We start from the raw sequence: 20052 nt of genomic DNA, 5'->3' as shown, positions 1-20052 counted from the left end.
GGCTGCGGGTGCCTAGGAGTGGACCAGCAGGCAGGCGGACTGGTGCACCGGGCGGACGGGGAAGTCCGCCTGGGTGGGCACCGGGGGAAGGAGCTGGGGTACGACGGCGGCGCACGCGTCCGTGGCGATCGGGCAGCGGGTGCGGAACGAGCAGCCGGACGGCAGGTTGGCGGCGTCCGGCAGGTCGCCGCGGAGCACGATCCGTTGCCGGGTTGCGGCGGCTGCCGGATCCGCCACGGGTGCGGCGGACAGCAGCGCCCGGGTGTACGGGTGCTGGGGGTTGGTGAACACGTCGGCCACAGGTCCGGTTTCCACGATCCTGCCCATGTACATCACGGCCACCCGGTGGCTGATCTGCCGCACCACCGAGAGGTCGTGCGCGATGAACAGGTAGGACAGGCCCAGCTCGGCCTGCAGGTCCTGGAGGAGGTTGATCACCTGTGCCTGCACGGAGACGTCCAGGGCGGACACCGGCTCGTCCAGGATCAGCAGTTCGGGTTTCAGCGCCAGGGCCCGGGCAATGCCCACCCGCTGGCGCTGGCCGCCGGAGAACTCGGAGGGCCGACGGCTGCCCATGACCTCGGTGAGCCCCACCTGCTCGAGCAGCCGGTCCACCGCGGCGGCGGTGTACTGGCCGTTGATCCGCAGCGGCTCGGCGACGATGTCATGCACGGTCATCCGCGGGTCCAGGGAGGAATAGGGGTCCTGGAACACCATCTGCATCCGGGCACGTTCCTGCCGGCGGCGGCCGTTCAGCAGCCCGGCGAGGTTCCGGCCGCCCACCGCCACGGTGCCGGCGGTGGGTTTGTTGAGGCCCAGGATGGTGCGGACCAGGGTGGATTTGCCGCAGCCGGATTCACCCACCAGGCCCAGGGTTTCGCCGGGGGCAACGTGCAAGGAGACGCCGTTGACGGCCTTGAGGGTGCGGCGGCTGAACAGCGGGCCGCGGGCCGGGAATTCGACCATCAGATCCTGGACGGTCAGGACGTCCAGGAAGGGCGGGGCGGGGGTGTCGGTTCTCATGCCGGTTGTCCTTTCAGCAGGTTTAGGGTGCTTTCGCCGGCAAAGTGGCAGGCTGCGGCAGGACCGGCGGGATGCGCCGTTCCGTTGGGGAGTGCCATTCCCCGGGGGAGTACCGGGCCGTCGGCGCCGGGCGGGGGAGTGGGCAGCAGCGTGAGCACCGGCCGGGCGGCGGCGCATTCGTCCCGGCCGCCGCCGACGTGGCAGCGCGGCTGGAACGCGCAGCCGGCGGGCCGTTCGGCGGCTGCCGGGGGCGAACCCGGAATCGCAAAGGCCCGTCCGCCGGCGGTACCTTCGCCCAGGATGCTGGCCAGCAACCCGGCGGTGTACGGGTGGGCGGGGGAGCTGAACAGCCGGTGCACGTCCGCGGTTTCCACCACCCGGCCGCTGTACATCACGGCCACCCGGTCCGCGGCTTCGGCCACCAGTCCCAGGTCGTGCGTAATCAGGATCATGGCCGAGCCCGCCCGGCGCCGGGCTTCGGCCAGGACGTCCATCACCTGGGCCTGGACCGTGACGTCCAGTGCGGTGGTGGGCTCGTCGGCGATCAGCAGGCCGGGATCGTGCGCCATGGCCATGGCGATCATGGCCCGCTGCCGCATCCCGCCGGACCACTGGTGCGGATAGGAGGCGGCGCGTCCTTCCGGATCGGGAACGCCGACGGCGGCCAGCAGGCTGTGCACTTTGTCTGCGGTCTGCCTGCGGTTCAGGCCGGAGGCGTGCAGCTTCACGGCTTCGGCCAGCTGGCGTCCCACGCGCTGCAGCGGGTTCAGGGCTGACATGGGGTCCTGGAACACCATGGCCAGGTCCTTGCCGCGGAGGCGGCGCATCTCGGATTCGGGCACCTGCGCGAGGTCCCGGCCGCGGAACAGGATCCGCCCGGAGGTGATCCGCACGCCCGGCGGCAGCAGGTCCATGATGGCCAGGACCGTCAGGCTTTTGCCGGAGCCGGACTCGCCCACCAGGGCGAACACCTCATCTTGGTGCACCTCGAAGCTGACGCCGTCCACCAGCCGCACAGGACCGTCGTCGCCCGTTACCTCGATGGTGAGGTCCTGCACTGACAGCAGCGGGCCGGGGTTGGTGGTGCTCATGCTGTGCGTCCTTTCCGGAGGAGTGCGCCGGTGGTGCCTTCGGCGGTGAAGCGCTGGCTGGTGAACTGGGCGCCGGCCACGGTCAGGAACATCACGATGCCCGGCAGGATGGCCAGCCAGGGGTTGGTGCCCAGGTACTTCTGGCCCTCGAAGATCATGGATCCCCAGCTGGGAACGGGCGGCTGGACGCCAAGGCCCAGATATTCGAGCGAGGACTCGATGAGGATGATCGTGGCGATGTCCGTGGCGGCGATGATCAGGGTCTGGGAGAAGACGTTGGGCAGGATGTGCTTGCGGATCACCCAGCCGTGCCCGCCGCCCTGGGTGAGCGGCGCCAGGACGAAGTCGCGGGTCCGCAGCGACCGGGCCAGGTTCCGGCTGACCCTCGCGTAGCCCACCCAGTAGGTCAGGCCCAGCGTGGCGATGGTGACCGTGGCGCTGGGGCCGGTGACGGCTGCGACGGCGATCAGCAGCAGCACCACGGGCATGGCCAGGTTCACGTCGGCCAGGGTGGTGATGGCGGAATCGAGCCGGCCGCCGAAGTAGCCGGCCGCCATGCCCAGCCCGGTGCCGATCACCGCGTTCAGGATGACGACGGCGAGGGCTATGCCCAGGGTGACAAAGCTGGCCAGGGACAGGCGGCTGAGCATGTCCCGGCCCAGGGAGTCGGTCCCCAGCAAATGGGCGGGATCGGTGAAGGGCTTGCGCATGGCGGCGGAGAGGTCCTGGCCGAAGGGGTCGTAGCCCGGGAGCAGGGCGCCGCCGGCGGCGAGCAGGAGCACCAGGCCCAGCATCACGCAGCCGGCCACGAAGGCGGGGGCGGCGGCGCCGCGCTTGCCGCGGCGGGTGGCAGGCCGCCGTCGTGCTTTACCTTGCTGGTCCCGTTGGGGGCTGTTGCTTTCGCTGGCGGCGGCGGGAAGCGCTGTGGGGTCGGTGGGCAGCAGTTGCTGGGTCATGCCAGGCTCACTCTCGGATCGATCTTGGCGGCGAGCAGGTCCACGGCCAGGTTCACGGTGACGAAGATCAGGGCCACCACCAGCAGTCCGGCCTGGACGATGGGGAAGTCACGCTGGCTGACGGCTTCGGTGAGCACCTGGCCGAGCCCGGGCCAGGCGAAGACGGCCTCGACGACGACGGTTCCGCCGAGGAGGGAGCCCAGGTTCAGGCCCGCCATGGTGAGCACCGGCAGCACGGAGTTGGGGAGCATGTGGGAGAACAGGACCCGGGCCCGGCTTTGGCCTTTGGCGAAGGCGGTGCGGACGTAGTCCTGGCCGGCCTGGTCGCTGAGGGCGGCGTCGATGAGCCGGACGTAGAGGACGAACTGGCCGGTGGCGATGGTGAGGACGGGCAGCACCAGGCTTGCCGGGCTGGTCCGGCCGAGGGAGGGCAGCAGGCCCAGCGCCACGGAGAAGAGGAGCACGGCGAGCAGGGCGAAGAAGAAGTCCGGGACGGAATGGCGGAGTGAGCCGCCCCAGATGAAGAGGGAGCGGAGGGTCCGGCTGCCGGTCAGCTGGATGGCGGTGGCGGCCAGGACGGCCAGGAGGAGGCCGAGGAGGAAGGACCAGAAGGCAAGTTCGAAGGTGGCGGGGAGCCGTTCGGCGATCAGCGCCAGGGCCGATTCGCGCTGCCGGTAGGAGATGCCGAAGTCGCCGCGGAGCACGTTGCCCAGGACAGCCAGGTACTGCACGTGCAGGGGTTCGTTGAAGCCGAGGGCGCCGTTGAGGGCGTCCACCTCCGCGGCTGTGGCGTTGTCCGGCAGGAGCAGGCCGGCCGGTTTGCCCGTGGCCCGGCCCAGGATGAAGGCGAAGGTCAGCACGCAGAAGAGGGTGAAGACCGCTTGGCCTGTGCGTTTGATCAGGTACTGGGGCACTGTGCCCCCTCTCAGGAAGTTGTTGTTGCTTGCCCCTCGAACGGGGGTTCCGATGACAGCGTAAGGGCGGGTTTTGGGCTTTCGGCTGAGTTGACCGGAACGTCATCGAGGTTAAACATGTTGGAAACTTTTGAATACCAAATAACGCATTATTGGTGCTGGAAGTGTTGAAAGTGCATGCTTGGAATACCAAAAGGCATTTTCGGACCGAAAAAATGAGGAGGAGCGATGGCAAACCCCGAGCCTTCAGAGCCGGAAGCCGGCCTGTCCGAACGGGTGGCCGAGGCGTTGCGGGAACGCATTATTTCCGGTCGCCTTCCCGGCGGCAGCAAGCTCAATGAGCGGGAGCTGTCCGCGGAGCTGGACGTTTCCCGCATCCCCCTCAGGGAGGCCCTGCCGCTGCTTGAGGCTGAGGGGTTCATCCACTCGGAAGTGCGGAGGGGCAGCTTTGTGCACACCTTCACGCTGCGGGATGCCGTGGAGGTTTTTGACCTTCGCCTGAGGCTGGAGCCGTTCGCGGCGCAGTGCGCGGCGCTCCGGGTGGCGGGCGGCGCCAGCGCGGAAGACCTGCTGGCCTCGCTCGAGTATGCCCGGACCGGTGTCCCGGGGGAGCAGGCGTCCGGCCGCAACTCGGACCTGCACGAGGAGATCGTGCGCCTGGCGGACCACGACCTGCTGCGCCGGCTGTCCAGCCTGCTCAACGGCCGGGTCCGCTGGCTGTTCCGCCTGACACCGGAACGGGACACGCATGGGATGTGGGAGGAGCACGCCGAGCTGGTGCACGCGATCGCGGAGGGCCGGCCTGCGCTGGCCGAGGCCCTGGCCGGTGCGCATGTGGAGCGGGGGCGGCATGCCTCCCTTCCGCACCTCAGCGGGCGGCTGCCCAGCGAGCCAGTGCCCCGGCGTGCGCGCAAGACCCGCAGCCCTGCCTAGCTACTTCTTTTCGGTCCACTCCTTCCCACGACCCGACCCGAGGTGACCATGACACTTGTTCTTACTGCTTCAGTCCTTGAAACCCTGGCTGACATGCCGGCCACTATTGCCGCCGTCGAGCACGCTTTTGTCGCGATCGCGGAAGGCGGGGCCTGCCAGCCGGCGCCCACCTCCCTGCACCTGCCGTCGTCTGACGGGCGCTTCATCCTGATGGCCGGGCTCGGCGATGCCGAGGGGCTGGCCGGGGTGAAGCTGCTTGCCGACATTCCGGCAAACCGCGACGCCGGGCTGCCCACCCAGCGGTCCAGCATTGTGCTGTCGGACCAGCAGACGGGGGAGTGCCTGGCCCTGCTGGACGGCCGGGTGCCCACGCGGGTGCGCACGGCTGCCGCCAGCGCGGTGGCCAGCAAGCATTTGGCCCGGCCGAACAGTTCGACTCTTGGTCTGATCGGTGCCGGTGCGCTCGCGGTGGCGCATGTGGAGGCGATGCTTTCGGTGCTGCCGATTGACACTGTGGTGGTGTGGTCGCGCAGCGCCGCAACAGTGGAGGCATTCCGGGCGAAGATCAGCCACCTGCCGGTGAAGGTGGTGGCCGCCGGCGGGATCCGGGACGTGGTGGAGGCAGCTGATGTGCTGTGTACGCTGACGCCGTCGGTGGAGCCGCTGGTGAAGGGCGAGTGGTTCCTGCCGGGGCTCCATGTGAACGCCGTGGGCGCCCGCCCCCGTCCGACGCACCGGGAGATCGACTCCGAGGGCATGGCCCGGTCCAGCCTGTTCGTGGACAGCATCGCGACGGTGACCGAGAAATCCGGCGACCTGCTGATGGCTGTCGCTGACGGGGCAATTTCCGTGGGCGACATCCGGGGCGAGCTGGGGCAGGTTGCGGGCGGCCAGGTCCCCGGCCGCCGGGACGACGGGGACATCACCCTGTTCAACTCCGTGGGCATCGGCATGCAGGACGTGGCCATCGGGCGGCTGCTGTACGACGCCGCGGTTCAGCAGGGGCTTGGGGTGCGTGTGGACATGGCGGGGTGAGTGCCGCCGTCGTCCGGAAGCGTACGACGGCGGCGCTTGGGTCGGGCGGGCCGGCGGGTCGGGCGGCGGCCACAGCACACCTGTATCCTGACAAGGCAGGTTGAATGGCTACAGCGGCCATCAACCACGCTCGGTTCGCGGCCGGATGACGGTCCGGAATCCTGGGCCGTCGCCCTCCACGTCGTGGATCACCGCCGCAATCGTCAGTCGCCGATCGGCTCCCCTGACGCTTGGAACGGATCCTTATCACTACCGATACACCAGCTCCCGTGGGAAGCCCGACGCCGGCCCTCAAGCCCGAGCGCACAGCTGCGGTGGCTGATCCCGCCGTCGTGACCTGGGCCGAGGCCGGTGTCAGCAGGACCGCGCAGTGGCGTTCGGCGAACGGCAGACCGGCGCCGACCCGTGTCGAAGTGGTCACCGACTCCCTCACAGCCGATGATGCGAACCGGGTGGCGTCCCAGGGGATCGCGATGCTCTGGCACGGTGACTTCCACAACGCACGGCAGATCCTCAACGCGCTGGACCGGCGGGTAGGCGCCGGAAAGAAGATCGCAGGAACGCCGGCCGAAAAGTTCTACCGGCACCGCCAGTCCGCCTCGCACCGTGCGCGCATCCTCGGCCTGCTGCTGATTCCCCTTGATCCGGGCCCGGTGGTGCCGCTGCGCCGCGCACCGGACATCCGGGAAGCCGCTGCCGAAGCCTACGGTGACATCGGCGAATCCTCCGTGGTGTCCCTGCAGGAGCTGGTGGGGGCCATCGGCGCCCACGAGTGGCGGCGGAAGGGCGTCTACGTCGATGCCCTGCAGGACCGCATCCACCCGCACTATGGGACGTTCTTCCCGACGCGGAGTGAGTACGTGGACCTCGTGGCCGCCGCACCGCTGCCCTCCGACACGCTGGCGTTCGACGTCGGCACCGGCACGGGTGTGCTCGCTGCCGTCCTCGCGCGCCGTGGTGTCCACCGCGTGGTGGCCACGGACAATGAACCGCGTGCCGTCGCCTGCGCCGCTGAGAATTTCCGGAACCTCGGCGTCGAGGACCGTGCCGAGGCCGTCCTGACCGACATGTTCCCGCCCGGCCGGGCACCCCTCATCGTGTGCAACCCGCCCTGGATCCCGGCCACGCCGCATTCGTCCCTTGACAACGCCGTCTATGACCCCGGGAGCAGGATGCTGTTCCGCTTCCTGAACGAAGTCCCCGACCACCTGGAGCCGGGCGGTGAGGCCTGGCTTGTCCTCTCCGACCTGGCCGAGCACCTTGGCCTGCGGACGCGTGACGATCTGCTGGCCGCCATCGAGGCGGCCGGGCTGAAGGTGGCGGAACGGCTGGACACCAAGCCAACGCATCCGAAGGCATCGGACCGCGACGATCCCCTGTTCGAGGCGCGCGCAGCCGAGGTCACGTCGCTGTGGCGGCTTGTTCGCCGATAGTCCGGGGCATGAGGCGGAGACGACGGTTCACCTCGCCCAAGCGGCCGCCGTCGGGAATTACGACGGCGGCGCGTGGGCTGGGTGCCGAGCTATTACTGAAACTCCGATCCATATTGATGATCTGGGAGGTAAAAGCAGTCAGACATAAAGTGGATTTCCAGGGTGTTTGATGACCGCACGTCAAAGGACAGGAAGATATACCCGCCGTCCGTATGTGCCAATTCGAGCCGATCAACCCCGTTGGTGAAGTGGTTATCGCCAGGCTTCCATCCCTCGGCTGTCATGTGCTTGAGGACGTCATCCAGAAGTTGAGTCTGGTCCACCTCGCCGCTGAGCTCGATCCACCTCCAATCATCGGACTTCCATTCCCCGTCGTGGCTGTTGTCCTTAGGACGCGCACAGCTGGATAGCTCATCGGGGGCATCCGAAGTCAGGACGGATGCTTCCGGATACATTGCCTGTATTTCATCCACTGCGGAGCTGATCATCGGCTTGACCTCCCTCAACGTTTCGCTCTGGTCGGTGCGTAGTACTGGCACGCAGGAGGTCAAAGCTGGTGCCAAGACCAATGCGCAGAGGGCTGCAATAAGACCGCTTTTCATGTGTCCTTTCGGGTGGCTATACGGGCCTGATTGCTTCAGCAGTATGGATGGCTCCGTGAAGCGTAGAGAAGTGGCTCGTGGCCGGATCTGGTCAGCGCTGCAGGCCGGCCCTGATCTGGATAAGGGTGAGGTCCAGCAGCGGCGTGGGAACGTTGAGCTCCCGGGCCCTGCCGGCGAGGTCGCCGAGGATGTGCTCGGATTCCGAAGGCAGTCCTGCGGTTAAGTCCCGGTACAGGGAGGACGTGAAGGCCGATCCCGGCTGGGTGAGTATGCCGACCGCCTGTGCATGAGCGGCGTCGGAAACGGGGTGGCCTGCCGCGGCGGCCACGGCTTCGGTTTCGCTGATGGCCTCCAGGATCCTGGACTCACCGCCGGCCTCGAGGATCCGTCCCACTGGCGCCCGGAACAGGCAATTGACGATCCCCGCCGCAGCGATGAATGCCCACTTGTCCCACAGTGCGCCCATGACGTCGTCCACTACCGAGAAGTCGACGCCGGGCACGTCCAGAGCCTCAGAAGCCTCCGGTGGGACAGGGTTTCCGTTCAGCCCGCCCACCATGAGGGAAGTGAGGGGCATCTGCTGGCGGACCACATCGCCGTCGAGGGTGGCGACGATCCGGGCCAGGCCGCCGAGCACTTGGCCCGGGAACAGCTGCTCAAGCCGGTCCACGTGGGCCATGCCGTTGAGGATGGGAACGATGCTGGTTCCAGGCCCGACGAAAGGGCCCAGCTCGCCGACGACGCCCTCGAACGCGGTGGCTTTGACCGTGACGAGGATCAGATCGAAGGCCTCTGACCCGTCCGGTGCGGTGATGGTTTTTACCGGGTTCGTCCGGTCAGCGGTGGGGGAGATGAAGCGCAACCCGTCGCGGCGGAGGATCTCCTGCTTGCGCGGCCGCACCAGATACGTGACATCCCGTCCCGCTTCCTGCAGGAGCGTTCCGAACGCCCCGCCCGTGGCTCCGGCTCCGACGACGAGTATCCGCATGGGTGCGTACCTTTCCGGTTATTCAGGGATGTTGAACGGGCACAGGAGCCAGGGAACAGCTAATGAGGCTTCGTATCCGATGTTCCAAGGCTATGCGGTTTCAGCAGGACCCATGGGCTTTCGGTCAGGCATTGGGAGCCGTACTGGTTCACGTGGTCGACCGGCGGTCACGGCACACCGGTACCCTGACAAGGGCAGGTTGAATGGCTCCAGCGGCCATCAACCAAGCTCGGTTCGCGGCCGTCCTGACGGACATGTTCCCGCCCGGTCGGGCACCGCTCATCGTGTGCAAGCCGCCCTGGATTCCGGCTACGCCGCATTCGTCCCTGGACAACGCCGTCTATGACCCCGGGAGCAGGATCCTGTTCCGCTTCCTGAACGAAGTCCCCGACCACCTGGAGCCGGGCGGTGAGGCATGGCTTGTCCTCTCCGACCTGGCCGAACACCTTGGCCTGCGGACGTGTGAGGATCTGCTTGCCGCCATCACGGAAGCTGGGCTGAACGTGGTGGAACGGCTGGACACCAAGCCAACGCATCCGAAGGCATCGGACCGCGACGATCCCCTGTTCGAGGCGCACGCGGCCGAGGTCACGTCGCTGGGGCGGCCTGTTCGCAGGTAGTTCGAGGATCGTTGGAGAGATTCATACTACGGCTTGGTTACTACGACGTCCTTGGCGTCTTGCCGCGTCGGACCATGCGAGCGCCGCAGCACTGTCGCTGCTTATCAATTCGACAGGGACGTCAACGTCGGCCTGAAGCCGCTCCTGACGGTGGTGGACATCGACGATGCGGCAAGTAAGGCGCCGTCCTACCGGGCCCGGAGCAACACAGCAGTTTAAGACTTGCCAGCGGCTGGCGTGGTGAATTACGACGTCGGCTCGGTGGCTTTGCGCGGCAATGTTGCTGCGGGTAACTGACGGCCCTGCGGAGGCATAGCGGTGTGCATCGTCCTAGTCACGGCATACGCGTATCGGTTGGCGCCCTTTAGGGTGTAGACATGGGGTCTGATTCACCCTGTCTACTCGGCGATTACTCTTCGTGACTTTCTTCGTGTTCCCGTTGCTTCTAGAAGGTTTGTGAGGTCGCGCATGTCGAGGAATCCGGCCACATCGATGGAACCATCAGGAAGGACGCGTATATCAATACGGTTGGCGGCAATCTCTGGGCGATAGGAGCTGTATCGATCGGAGATGTGGATGAAGCGTTGGTTTGTGGAACCGACCAATGCTCGGTCTGTTTCCTGGTTCCATGCCTGATAGGGGCCGTCGACGAGCAGGTCGATCGAAGCAAGAAAGCTCTTGGTGTCTTGACCCCTGCCCCGGAGTGTCTCGTACTCGTAGCCGGAGAAAACGATGACTCCGAGCCCAAGTTCTTGCGCCTTCCTGGCCAGCGTCGCTCCAGCGGCAGGCTGGTCAAACGGCTCACCGCCGATGAGCGTAAGACCCTCTACTTGGCTAGCTAAGGCACCTAGAACGATGTCGCTGGCCGTCATGTCGCGTCCGCCGCTCTGGCTGAAGAGGTGCGGATTGATGCACCCCGGGCAGCGGATGGTGCAGCCCTGGAACCAGACGGCGCTGCGCAACCCTGGGCCCTCAGCGGTTGTACCGTGCAGGACTCGGGCAACGCGCAGCACGTTGGTGGTCAAAGGTCGAGTCGACGGGACGCTTGGTTGGCGCTTCGCCGGGTCGGCTGCGGCGGGGCCTGGCCGGCTGCGCTGGACCCGTCCCCGAAGGCAAGCTTTTGCCGGTGTGGGATCAGAAGGTGCGGCTGTACTTGGGCCTGGGACATGAGCTGCTCAAAGGAACTGAACTGTCCTCGACTTGTCCGTGCCTCCACAATACGTTCGGCGGTGGCGTAATCGATGCCCAAGGCAGCCAGGTCCTGGGCCGATGCGGCGTTGACGTCAACGGTGGCCAACGGCGCACTTTGAGGTGTAGGGAAGTGGGTCGGCGGGGCGGGTTGGGCAGCGGGAGTGGGAGTTGTGGGGACGGCAGACCTGAAGGCAGCCGCCGCAGCAGCGTGGGGGTCAGAACCTGTGTGTGTGTTGACCGGCGGAGCGGAGGTGCCAGCCTGGGCGTACCACTTGGTATCGCCCGCGTGGGCCTTCCACACCAGCCACTTCCGGTTTGTAATGAATGAGGCCACGAGTCCGCCGATGAACGTAAGGAACCACGTCCATCCCCAGATGGTGCTCGCGGTGGAGGTGATGGGTGCTTCTTTTGTGCCGCTCTCAAAGAATCCAGTCGCCACCATAAGGCCGAGCCCAAGTACCAGGAATCCAATTCCCATCTGGATCCAAAGCTTGTTCTTGGCTTTCACCCCGCGGATGAGGAATACGACGCCTGTGAGGAAGCCAAAGGAGAGGATGCTCCAGAGGACTCCGGCGCTGTTGCGCATGCGCCACGTACGTGAACACAGTTTCTCTTCGGGCGTCATCGTCCGTTGTCCCCTTCGTGCTGTAGTTCTTGAGTTGCGGTTTCTTGAATGGTGGCGGTCTGGAAGTACGCAGGTGTCAGGCGGGAATCCGCGATGACTGCGTCAGGCAGGAGGGCCTGAATAGCTGCCAGTTCGTCCGCACACGTCGGGCCCGGGCCGCTGGCCTCGGCGGTGATGGATCCGGAGGCTGAAACGGTGACGGTTATGAACTTTTTTTGCATCATGTCGCCTGTTCGAAAACGAGTTGGACTTCGCCGTTGGCAGCGGTCTGCGAGACCAGGGTCATCCCCATCTCGGCGGCCCGGGCGTGCAGAGACGCGATTGTCCTCTGCTGTAGGAGCGCTCCCACGCTCATGTCCAAGGCGGCCAACATGTTGTCCGTAATTTGGTCCTCGGCGTGGTCGACCCGTCCAAGGAAAACCTCGCCGATCCGCTGAAAAGTGATCCGTCCGTAGGGGCTGTCACCCGTCATACGGCCTTCGGCGACGCTGAGTCTGGTGGCGCCCATGGCCAGAAGCGCGTCGTGCAGGAGCTGCTGGTCAGTGATCCGAGTGGTTTTGCACTTTTCGCATAGATCAGTGCGGCCGGCTTCACGGATCGCGGCGATCGCGGCGATCCCGATGGGGATGAGGAGAACTTCAAGGCTCATGGCTGCCCTAGTCCCCGAAGTCGATCTGCCGGCCGCCGCGCCAGGAGTTGACGTCCGCGGTGGCTGCCGAGCCTATTGTGGAGTAATCGCCCCGGGAGCTGGTCGATGTAGCTGCCACGGCCCGCTGGGAGGCCCATTCGCGGACCCCGTTGATCTGCTCCGCTTGGGTGACTGACAAGGGGACCGTGTTGCTGATCGCCCGGCGCAGGTCTTTTTCGCTGAGCTTCCGGCGCTCGGAGAAGGCCTCGAAGCAGGCACTGACAACTGCTTCTGCGATCTCGGCCCCGGAGAACCCTTCTGTTTGTTCCGCCAGGAAGCCCAGCGAAGCGTCGGTGATTTCAAAATCCCCGCTGGCTTCAGATTCGGGAACTAGCCTCTTCTCTAGCTGGATCCGCCAGATGTGGACGCGTTCCTCGGTGGTTGGGAGATCGACGAAGAAGATCTCGTCGAAGCGGCCCTTGCGGAGGAATTCCGGCGGAAGGGAATCAATTTTGTTCGCGGTGGCGATGACGAAGACCGGGTTTTTCTTCTCCTGCATCCAGGTAAGGAACGTCCCGAAGACGCGTTGGCTGGTGCCGGAGTCTCCGCTGCCGCTCGAACCGAAGCCTTTCTCGATTTCGTCGATCCACAGGATGGACGGGGAGACTGCCTCGGCCAGCCTGAGGGCTCCCCGCATGTTCTGTTCGCTGGAGCCCACGAGACCGGAGAAGACGCGGCCGACGTCGAGGCGGAGCAGGGGTAGTCCCCAGAGCGTGGCCATACAGGTCGCGGTTAGGCTCTTGCCGCAGCCGGGGATGCCGGTGATGAGAACACCTTTTGGTGCTGGGATGGACCAGCGCTGTGCTTCGGGCAGCCAGGAGCCGTTCCGCTTCTCCAACCATTTCTTCAGATTTTCCAGCCCTCCGACGTCGTTCATCGTGCCCTCTGGCGTGATGAACTCCAGCAGCCCTGACTTCCTAATGGTCTGGCGCTTTTCGTCGAGGACCAACGCGATATCCGAAGCGTCCAGCCGGCGGTCTGAGGCAATTGCGCGGGCGAAGGCGTTCTCCGCCTCGCCCAGAGTCAGACCCTGTGCTGCCTGGATTAGCCTTTGGCGTTCGTCCGTGTTCAGGTCAACGACGATGGAAGCGGCGTTCGCGCTGACTATCTCATCGAGCACACCTTCGATTTCCCCTGCTGTCGGCAAGGGAAGATCAACAACGGTTACTTCCTTCTCCAGATCCGCTGGCAGCGTTAGGGCTGGCGAAACGATGATGAGGGTGTGCGGGACTTCTCCGGTACGAAAGGCGGTCGCGGCGTCCTGGACTGCCCGCACCATCGTCGGCTCCGCCGGCCGCCCCTGCGACCCCAGGAAGTGGTGGAGATCGAAGAACACGAAGATGGTGGGCTCTGGTGTTTTGGTGGCCTCGACGAGGGCAACATCCGGGGCGGTTGGCTTTCCCGCCTGGCCAGGTGCATGCAGTCCCCTGGAAACCGTGTAGGCAGTGACCCTGCGTTGACGGCGAAGGTCCGGGCTGACAGCTACGGCTTCAGCAGCAGCGATCACCCTGTCACCTTCGTGGGTCTCCACGAGAAGGATCGGATGCCGAGCCCGGATCAGCTCTGTCAGAGTGGCCCCGAACTTCAGCGGCATTTTGGAATTCATGTCGACCCCCAACGTTACTTTTGTCACAACTGGAGGAAGCATATCCCAGCCAAGCAACACCAGTAGCGCTTCGAACGGGCGTGAATGCCCGGCGTCCGTCGGCAAGTAGCCCAGAAAAGCAAAGGCGTGAATGTCCGTTGGAAGGACAGGGGACGCTGCGCCTTCTGAAGGAACTGACCCGAGGTCACATGATCAGCTCCTCGGGACAAGTCGCCGCGACTCTGGAATATGACCTACCGCGCAGGATTGCCTCAAGATTGCCCCAGGTTTACCGTCGCCGTTGACTACCGAAGGATAGTGTCTCTTCGGGGGAAATCGACGACGCTGCTGATGCGTCAGAGGTGCTACTCCGACCGTTCCACGAAATGTGTCTAGGAGAATCGTGAAATACCGCAGCATTGCAGCGCCGCTACTCTTGCCTATCGTTACTTTCGGAATCTACTCCTTGGTTTGGAGTGTGAAAACGAAGAATGAAATGAATAAGTACGGCACGGCTATACCCACCGCGTGGTTGCTGCTCGTGCCCATCGCCAATATCGTCTGGCTGTGGAAATATTCAGTGGGTGTCGAGGTTTTCACGCGTCGAGGTATGGGGCGTCACGCGGCGTTTTGGTTGATACTCCTTCTCGGTACCATCGGCCCCGCGATCGTGCAGCACGAATTCAACCGGAAGATCGCACCGGCCGCGGTCGCCGTTCCTGTTACCTCCTGACGCGGCACGCCCTGTAACCGGAAGCAGGAGCTGAATCGGGTCAGCATGACAACGTAGCCATCTAACGGCCGTTGACTTGTGAATGCTTCTACCCCGCCACCGCCGCCTTCGCCTCCTGCTTGGCCGCCATCCATTCGCTCATCCACGGAGCGCGGACGCTGGACGTGATCCGGCAGTCGGCCACGAACGTTCCCTTCGCGCCGGCGTCGATCCAGTCCGTGAGCGCGGAAAGGTCCGCCAGTGACCGGATGATCGCCGACTCGGCACCGAGTGCGCGGGCGATGCCGCTGAAGTCCACCTCGGGGATCAGCATGGGCTTTTCGGTCAGGCCCTGGGAGCCGTACTGGTGGATTTCGGCTCCGTAGGCGGCATCGTTGTAGATCACCACGACGGCGCTGCTGGCCGCACCGATGAGCGATTCGAGGTCGGACAGGCCCATCAGGAAACCGCCGTCGCCGGAGGCCAGCACCAGCGTGCGGCCGTCCTCCACGGCGCGGGCCGCCCCGACGGCGCTGGCAAGGCCCAGCCCGATCGCCTGGTAGGCGGTCCCCACCATCACCAGGTCCTGCGGCCGCGGGATGCGCCAGTACATGGGTGCCCAGCCGACGAAGTGCCCGCCGTCCTGGACCACCATGCGGCGCTCCGGCAGCACGGCATCCAGTGCCGTGGCCAGGGAGCGCGGGTCCAGCCGGCCGTCCGGGGTCTCGTCGGAGCCCGGGTGGTGCGCCGGTCCTTCGGCCAGGCGCCTGCGGGCTTCCGAGCGCCAGGCTTCTCCGTGACCGGCGTCAGGCGAGGCCGGGCCATCCAGCATCCCCAGGATGCGTCCCGCAGCAGACTTCACGTCCGCGCTGACGAACGTATCCACCCGGGGGTGCGTGGGCTGCAGGGCGGCATCGATCTGGATGACGGTGGCGTCCGGGCCGAGCAGGTGCCCGAACCGCATGGTGAAGGGGCTCAGGCTCGCCCCGGCCACGAGGACCACATCGGCCTCACCCATGAGACCGGCCGCGGTGTCCGTGCCGAAACCGCCGGCGACGCCCAAGTACCCCTCGCCTTTGAGAAGGTTGAGCGCCAGGGCGGTTCCGGCGGTCAGTGCGCCGAGGCGGTCGGCGAGCTCCCGGAGCTCCGGGCCTGCTCCGGCGAGATGCGCACCGCGGCCGGCGAGGAGCAGCGGCCGCTTCGCCCCGGCGAGCAGGCGGGCCACCTGCCCCAGGCCGCCGTCGACGTCGTCCGTCACCTGCGGTGCCAACGGCGCCGGAAGTTCCTCGTCCCCAGCCTCGAGTGCCGCGAGGTCGTAGGGGATGGCAATGACGACGGCGGTGCGCCTGGTGAGTGCGTACTCCACCGCCTGCTGCGTAATGGCGCCCGCGGCGTCGCGGGTGACGGTGAAGGTGGCCGCGCCGAGGCCTGCGGCGATGGCCGCCTGGTCCACGTCCTGGGGCCGGACGCCGCTGGTCGGGGCGTCCCCGGTGACCAGCACCACGGGGATCTGGGCCTGGACCGCCTCCGCGAGGGCGGTGAGTGCGTTGGTATAGCCGGGGCCGTAGGTGGTGGTGCCCGCTGCGAGACGTCCCGAGGCCCGGTAGTAGGCGTCGGCCGCGGCGATGGCGGCGCCTTCATGGCGGACGGCGGAGAAGCGGAGGCCCAGCTTTTCCGCGGCGTCCAGGAAGTAGACGTTGCCGTTGCCCATCACACCGAAGACATCGCTGAGATAGCTGCTGAGAACCTGCGCCACGCGGCCGGAGACGGTAAGTGAAGTCATGCAGGAATCATCTGGCTTGGTTTCCAGATAGGCAACAGAGATGAGTTTGACTGGGATATTTGGCAGGGCAGTGCGGGCATTAGTGAAAATATGCCCACCTGTGGCGCGCATCACCTGCGTTTACTCCGAGGGGCGCGATTCCTGCTCCGTCAGCCGGCTCAGGAGACCGTCGTAGCGTGGCGGCATCAGTTCAACCACGGAGATGGCCGTGCTGGTCCGCTGGATTCCGTCGATGGCCAGGATCTGGTTGGTGATGCGGTAGAGATCGGCCGTACTGCGTGCCACCACCTTGGCCATCAGGTCCGCGTCGCCGGTGGTGGCGTGCACCTCTATGACCTCCGGGATGGCAGCGAGCCCGTTTTCCACCGCTCCCGCCAGGGTCTGGCTGATGGCCAGTGAGAGGAAGGCCATCAGGTCATAGCCAAGGGCGGCGGGGTCCAGCCTGCGGCTGAAGGAGCGGAGGGCGCCGCTGCGCTCGAGCCGTGACAGCCGGGCGTGGACCGTGTTCCGTGCGACGCCGAGCGTCCGCGAGAGTGCCAGGGCGCTGGCTTCGGGGTCCTTGTCGAGGGCGAGGATGATCCTGCCATCGAGGGAATCCAGGGTGCGAGAGTTCTGGATGGTCATATTTTCACCACAGTCAGTAGAAGTTAAGCAGAAGTCCCAATGGGTTGAGCGTATCTTGCATTGTGGGCCGGGTCACAACCATGATCGGTCCTCATGACCCGTGATCAGCTCCTGACCGCACCGGACCGCGCGCTCCCCGCCCTTCGCGGCGCGGTGGCCGGACTTCCGCCCTACGTCCCGGGCCGGCGCAGCGCCGGCCTGGACATTGCAGCCCTCGCCAGCAACGAAAGCCACTACGAACCACTGCCCGCTGCCGCCACTGCGGTGGCCGCGGCGGCCGGTACGATGAACCGCTACCCGGACAGTGCCGCCGTCGAACTCCGCGAACGGCTTGCCCGCCACCTCGGCGTCACGGCCGGAGAGGTGGCGGTGGGACCCGGCAGCGTCGGCGTCCTCCAGCAGATCATCACCGGCCTGTGCGACGCCGGGGATGAGGTGATCTTCGCGTGGCGCTCCTTCGAGGCCTACCCCATCCTGGTTGAGCTGGCAGGGGCCCGGCCGGTCCGCGTTCCGCTGGACACCGAAGAGGGCCACGACCTCGATGCCATGGCCGCGGCCGTCACTGCCCGCACGAAGGTGATCCTGCTCTGCACCCCCAACAACCCCACGGGCGTGCCGATCAGCCACGAACGTGTGGAGGCATTCCTGCAATCCGTCCGTTCCGACATCCTCGTGGTGATCGACGAGGCCTACGTGGAATACGCCGAAGCGGGGAGCGGCCCCGATTCCCTGGCGCTCTACCGCCGGTACCCGAACGTCTGCATCCTGCGCACGTTCTCGAAGGCGTACGGACTCGCCGGCCTGCGCGTGGGCTACGCCGTGGCGGCGCCGACCATCGCTGAGGGACTGCGCCGGACCGCCCTGCCCTTCTCCGTGAGTGCGCTGGCCCAGAAGGCAGCCATCGCGTCGCTGGACGCCGGGGACGAGATGGAAGCGCGGGTGGCCGCGGTCAAGCAGGAGCGCGCCCGGATGGCCGCGCAGCTCGAAGCCCAGGGCTGGAAACTGCAGCCGAGCCAAGGCAACTTCCTGTGGATCCGTGCCGATGACAACCTCCAGGCGACGCTGGTGGCCGCGTTCGACGCCGCCGGCATCCTGGTCCGGGCGTACCAGGGCGACGGCGTGCGGATCACCGTTGCCGCCCCCGGCTCCAACGACCGCGTACTCCGGCTCCTTGAAGCCCACGCAGCTTGACAATCGACTTTCCTGTTACGCCAATCCGTTCCACCTACAACCAGAGGAATCCCCATGGAACAACAGACAATGACGTCTGGCCGCGCACTGGGCGCGGCACTCAAACCCCGCCAGCTCACCATGATGGGGCTCGGAAGCGCCATCGGCGCGGGCCTGTTCATCGGCTCCGGCGCCGGCATCCAGGCCGCCGGCCCGGCCGTGCTGATCTCCTACCTCGTGGCCGGCACCCTCATCATCCTGGTGATGTGGGCGCTCGGTGAGATGGCCGCCGCCAACCCGGACAGCGGTGCCTTCTCCGTCTATACCGCCAAGGCCTACGGGCCGGTGGCCGGTGCCACGGTGGGCTGGCTCTGGTGGCTGCAGCTGGTGGTGGTCATCGCGGCCGAAGCCCTCGGCGCGGCAGGCCTGCTGTCCACCATTTTCCCGGCCCTGCCGGTGTGGCTGATGGCGTTCGTGTTCATCGTGGTGCTCACCGCCGTGAACCTGACCAGCGTGAAGAACTTCGGCGAGTTCGAGTTCTGGTTCGCCCTGCTCAAGGTGGCAGCAATCGTCGGGTTCCTCCTGGTGGGCGCTGCCCTGCTCTTCGGCTGGCTGCCGGGCGTGCAGTCCCCGGGCCTGGCCAACTTCACCGGTGCCGGCTTCGCACCGAGCGGTTTCGCCGGGATTGCCACGGCACTGTTCGTGGTGGCTTTCGCGTTCGGCGGCACCGAGATCGTGTCCGTGGCCGCAGCCGAGACCGCCGAGCCGGCCCGCAGCGTGAAGAAAGCAGTCAGGACCGTCCTGTGGCGCATCCTGGTCTTCTACATCGGTGCGATCTTCGTGATCGCGGCGGTGGTTCCGGTGGGTTCGGCGGGGCTGAAGAGCCCGTTTGCCGCCGTGCTGGACGCCGCGGGCATGCCCGGCGCGGCCACCGCTATCACCCTGGTAGCCGTGGCAGCACTGCTCTCCGCCCTCAACGCCAACCTCTACGGCGCCTCCCGCATGGCGTTCTCCCTTGCGGAGCGGGGCGAAGCACCACGCTTCCTTGCGTCCGTGTCCAAGGCCCGGGTCCCGGTTGTCGCCGTCCTGGCCAGCGTCGCTTTCGGCGTGGTCACGGTTGTGCTGGAGCTGGCGTTCCCCGAGAAGGTCCTGCCCGTCCTGCTCAACATCGTGGGCTCGACATGCCTGCTGGTGTGGACGTCCGCGCTGCTGGCCCAGCTCGCGCTGCGCCTCCGCGCCGACCGCGACGGGACAGAGCTTCCCCTGCGGATGCCCGGCTTCCCGTGGCTCACAGTGTTTGGTCTGGTCATCCTCGCCGCGATCTTCACGGTGGGCTTCATCGGCGAGGATTCCCGTCCCCAGCTCCTGAGCACGTTCGGGCTCGTGGCGCTCCTGGCGGTGGCGAACTGGGTCCACCACCGCTCGGGCAAGGTTGGGCCGGTTGTCGAGGCTTCGGATGATGCCAAGCAGCCGGCGCTCGTCGACTAATCAGGTGCTTTGAACCCACTTCGCGGGTTCAGGGCAAACGTCGGGCGCGTCCGGCTTTGGCCGGCCGCGCCTTCCTCCCCGTCAGCGACGGCCTGTTGCGCGGCTGCGGTCCGGGCGTGTGACCCACTCCATAGTGTGCGGTTCCGGCTGATTACCCGGGCTGGGAATACGGACGGTCCCAGAAATCCCTGTGTATTCAGGGATTTCGGGGGTTAGGGACCTCCCCTGGTGTGGATTTGTCGTGGGGGTTCCGGCCGTGTATTGTTTTCTGAGTCGCCGCCGCTGATGCGGAAAAAATGCGACAAACCCCCTTTCTTCAACAGCCTGGAAATGGCACGCTTTGTAGCGTGCCGGATGCGGGTGGGGCCGGTTCGCCGGGGCAGGTAATCGCGGAAACGCCGATTTGCAAAGCTCCTGAAGGCCGGGTAAGTTTGAGAGGTTGCTCCGGAGCGATCCACGGCCGTTTGATTGGTTGTGGTGGTGCCGGGTGTGTCTGTTGTTTGAGAACTCAATAGTGTGCCAAGTTTGTTGATACCAATTTATTGTATTGAATTGGTTGAATTGACCAGGTTATGCCACCCCGTGGTGTGG

19 protein-coding genes are annotated in these 20052 nt (G+C 66.1%); 7 read left to right on the top strand and 12 right to left on the bottom strand.

What is annotated here, in order from left to right:
• Positions 1-12: 12 nt before the first annotated feature.
• Genes ABV518_RS21590 through ABV518_RS21575 form a run of 4 tightly spaced genes read right to left on the bottom strand, consistent with a single transcriptional unit; the run spans position 13 to position 3984 of the window.
• Positions 13-1023 (bottom strand): ABC transporter ATP-binding protein, encoded by a 1011-nt coding sequence (locus ABV518_RS21590; RefSeq protein ID WP_367771457.1) that lies wholly within the window; start codon positions 1021-1023, stop codon positions 13-15.
• Positions 1020-2114 carry an ABC transporter ATP-binding protein gene (locus tag ABV518_RS21585; protein ID WP_367771454.1) on the bottom strand — a complete coding sequence of 365 codons (1095 nt, stop codon included), beginning with the start codon at positions 2112-2114 and terminating at the stop codon, positions 1020-1022. Before ABV518_RS21585 ends, ABV518_RS21590 begins: the two co-directional genes overlap by 4 nt.
• The gene (locus ABV518_RS21580; protein ID WP_367771451.1) at positions 2111-3070 is read right to left on the bottom strand and encodes an ABC transporter permease; all 960 of its coding nucleotides are present in this window, start codon (positions 3068-3070) and stop codon (positions 2111-2113) included. The genes ABV518_RS21585 and ABV518_RS21580 overlap by 4 nt, the downstream gene beginning before the upstream one ends.
• The gene (locus ABV518_RS21575) at positions 3067-3984 is read right to left on the bottom strand and encodes an ABC transporter permease (protein ID WP_367771447.1); all 918 of its coding nucleotides are present in this window, start codon (positions 3982-3984) and stop codon (positions 3067-3069) included. Before ABV518_RS21575 ends, ABV518_RS21580 begins: the two co-directional genes overlap by 4 nt.
• A gap of 228 nt (positions 3985-4212) precedes the next feature.
• Here ABV518_RS21575 and ABV518_RS21570 point away from each other — a divergent pair, with 228 nt between their 5' ends.
• From ABV518_RS21570 to ABV518_RS21560, 3 genes are all read left to right on the top strand, one after another.
• Positions 4213-4917: a GntR family transcriptional regulator gene (locus ABV518_RS21570; protein WP_367771444.1), complete on the top strand. Its 705-nt coding sequence runs from the start codon at positions 4213-4215 to the stop codon at positions 4915-4917.
• 48 nt (positions 4918-4965) lie between these two features.
• Positions 4966-5952: an ornithine cyclodeaminase family protein gene (locus tag ABV518_RS21565; protein ID WP_367771441.1), complete on the top strand. Its 987-nt coding sequence runs from the start codon at positions 4966-4968 to the stop codon at positions 5950-5952.
• A gap of 269 nt (positions 5953-6221) precedes the next feature.
• The gene (locus tag ABV518_RS21560; protein ID WP_367771439.1) at positions 6222-7385 is read left to right on the top strand and encodes a methyltransferase; all 1164 of its coding nucleotides are present in this window, start codon (positions 6222-6224) and stop codon (positions 7383-7385) included.
• Between the two features lie 92 nt (positions 7386-7477).
• Here ABV518_RS21560 and ABV518_RS21555 read toward each other — a convergent pair whose 3' ends face one another.
• The gene (locus ABV518_RS21555; RefSeq protein ID WP_367771437.1) at positions 7478-7987 is read right to left on the bottom strand and encodes a hypothetical protein; all 510 of its coding nucleotides are present in this window, start codon (positions 7985-7987) and stop codon (positions 7478-7480) included.
• Positions 7988-8078: 91 nt separating this feature from the next.
• Positions 8079-8975 carry a ketopantoate reductase family protein gene (locus ABV518_RS21550; RefSeq protein ID WP_367771434.1) on the bottom strand — a complete coding sequence of 299 codons (897 nt, stop codon included), beginning with the start codon at positions 8973-8975 and terminating at the stop codon, positions 8079-8081.
• A 203-nt stretch (positions 8976-9178) separates the two neighbouring features.
• On the opposite strand from ABV518_RS21550, the gene ABV518_RS21545 reads away from it, so the two are divergent.
• Positions 9179-9595, top strand: coding sequence for a hypothetical protein (locus ABV518_RS21545; RefSeq protein WP_367771431.1), 417 nt, complete (start codon positions 9179-9181; stop codon positions 9593-9595).
• Positions 9596-9993: 398 nt separating this feature from the next.
• On the opposite strand, the gene ABV518_RS21540 is transcribed toward ABV518_RS21545, so the two are convergent.
• The 4 genes from ABV518_RS21540 to ABV518_RS21525 form a co-directional block, all read right to left on the bottom strand.
• Positions 9994-10620 carry a 4Fe-4S single cluster domain-containing protein gene (locus ABV518_RS21540; RefSeq protein ID WP_367771428.1) on the bottom strand — a complete coding sequence of 209 codons (627 nt, stop codon included), beginning with the start codon at positions 10618-10620 and terminating at the stop codon, positions 9994-9996.
• Positions 10617-11372 (bottom strand): ComEA family DNA-binding protein, encoded by a 756-nt coding sequence (locus ABV518_RS21535; RefSeq protein WP_367771425.1) that lies wholly within the window; start codon positions 11370-11372, stop codon positions 10617-10619. The genes ABV518_RS21540 and ABV518_RS21535 overlap by 4 nt, the downstream gene beginning before the upstream one ends.
• A gap of 259 nt (positions 11373-11631) precedes the next feature.
• Positions 11632-12060, bottom strand: a complete 429-nt coding sequence (locus ABV518_RS21530) for a hypothetical protein (protein WP_367771422.1) — start codon at positions 12058-12060, stop codon at positions 11632-11634.
• A 7-nt stretch (positions 12061-12067) separates the two neighbouring features.
• A complete protein-coding gene (locus ABV518_RS21525; protein WP_367771419.1) occupies positions 12068-13705 on the bottom strand; it encodes an AAA family ATPase in 1638 nt (545 codons plus the stop codon).
• 382 nt (positions 13706-14087) lie between these two features.
• Here ABV518_RS21525 and ABV518_RS21520 point away from each other — a divergent pair, with 382 nt between their 5' ends.
• Positions 14088-14417 carry a DUF4234 domain-containing protein gene (locus ABV518_RS21520; protein WP_367771416.1) on the top strand — a complete coding sequence of 110 codons (330 nt, stop codon included), beginning with the start codon at positions 14088-14090 and terminating at the stop codon, positions 14415-14417.
• Between the two features lie 88 nt (positions 14418-14505).
• On the opposite strand, the gene ABV518_RS21515 is transcribed toward ABV518_RS21520, so the two are convergent.
• Both ABV518_RS21515 and ABV518_RS21510 read right to left on the bottom strand, forming a co-directional pair.
• Positions 14506-16179 (bottom strand): thiamine pyrophosphate-binding protein, encoded by a 1674-nt coding sequence (locus tag ABV518_RS21515; protein WP_367771413.1) that lies wholly within the window; start codon positions 16177-16179, stop codon positions 14506-14508.
• 120 nt (positions 16180-16299) lie between these two features.
• Positions 16300-16803 (bottom strand): Lrp/AsnC family transcriptional regulator, encoded by a 504-nt coding sequence (locus tag ABV518_RS21510; RefSeq protein WP_367771410.1) that lies wholly within the window; start codon positions 16801-16803, stop codon positions 16300-16302.
• Positions 16804-16896: 93 nt separating this feature from the next.
• Here ABV518_RS21510 and hisC point away from each other — a divergent pair, with 93 nt between their 5' ends.
• Both hisC and ABV518_RS21500 read left to right on the top strand, forming a co-directional pair.
• Positions 16897-17994: a histidinol-phosphate transaminase gene (gene hisC, locus ABV518_RS21505; RefSeq protein WP_367771407.1), complete on the top strand. Its 1098-nt coding sequence runs from the start codon at positions 16897-16899 to the stop codon at positions 17992-17994.
• A gap of 54 nt (positions 17995-18048) precedes the next feature.
• Positions 18049-19461 (top strand): amino acid permease, encoded by a 1413-nt coding sequence (locus ABV518_RS21500; protein ID WP_367771404.1) that lies wholly within the window; start codon positions 18049-18051, stop codon positions 19459-19461.
• The last annotated feature ends 591 nt before the right edge of the window (positions 19462-20052 follow it).

Source organism: Arthrobacter sp. HS15c (assembly GCF_040812005.1).
Classification (GTDB): Bacteria; Actinomycetota; Actinomycetes; order Actinomycetales; family Micrococcaceae; genus Arthrobacter.
The sequence above is the reverse complement of the archived record's forward strand: the minus strand, read 5'-3'. Positions and strand labels throughout refer to the sequence as shown.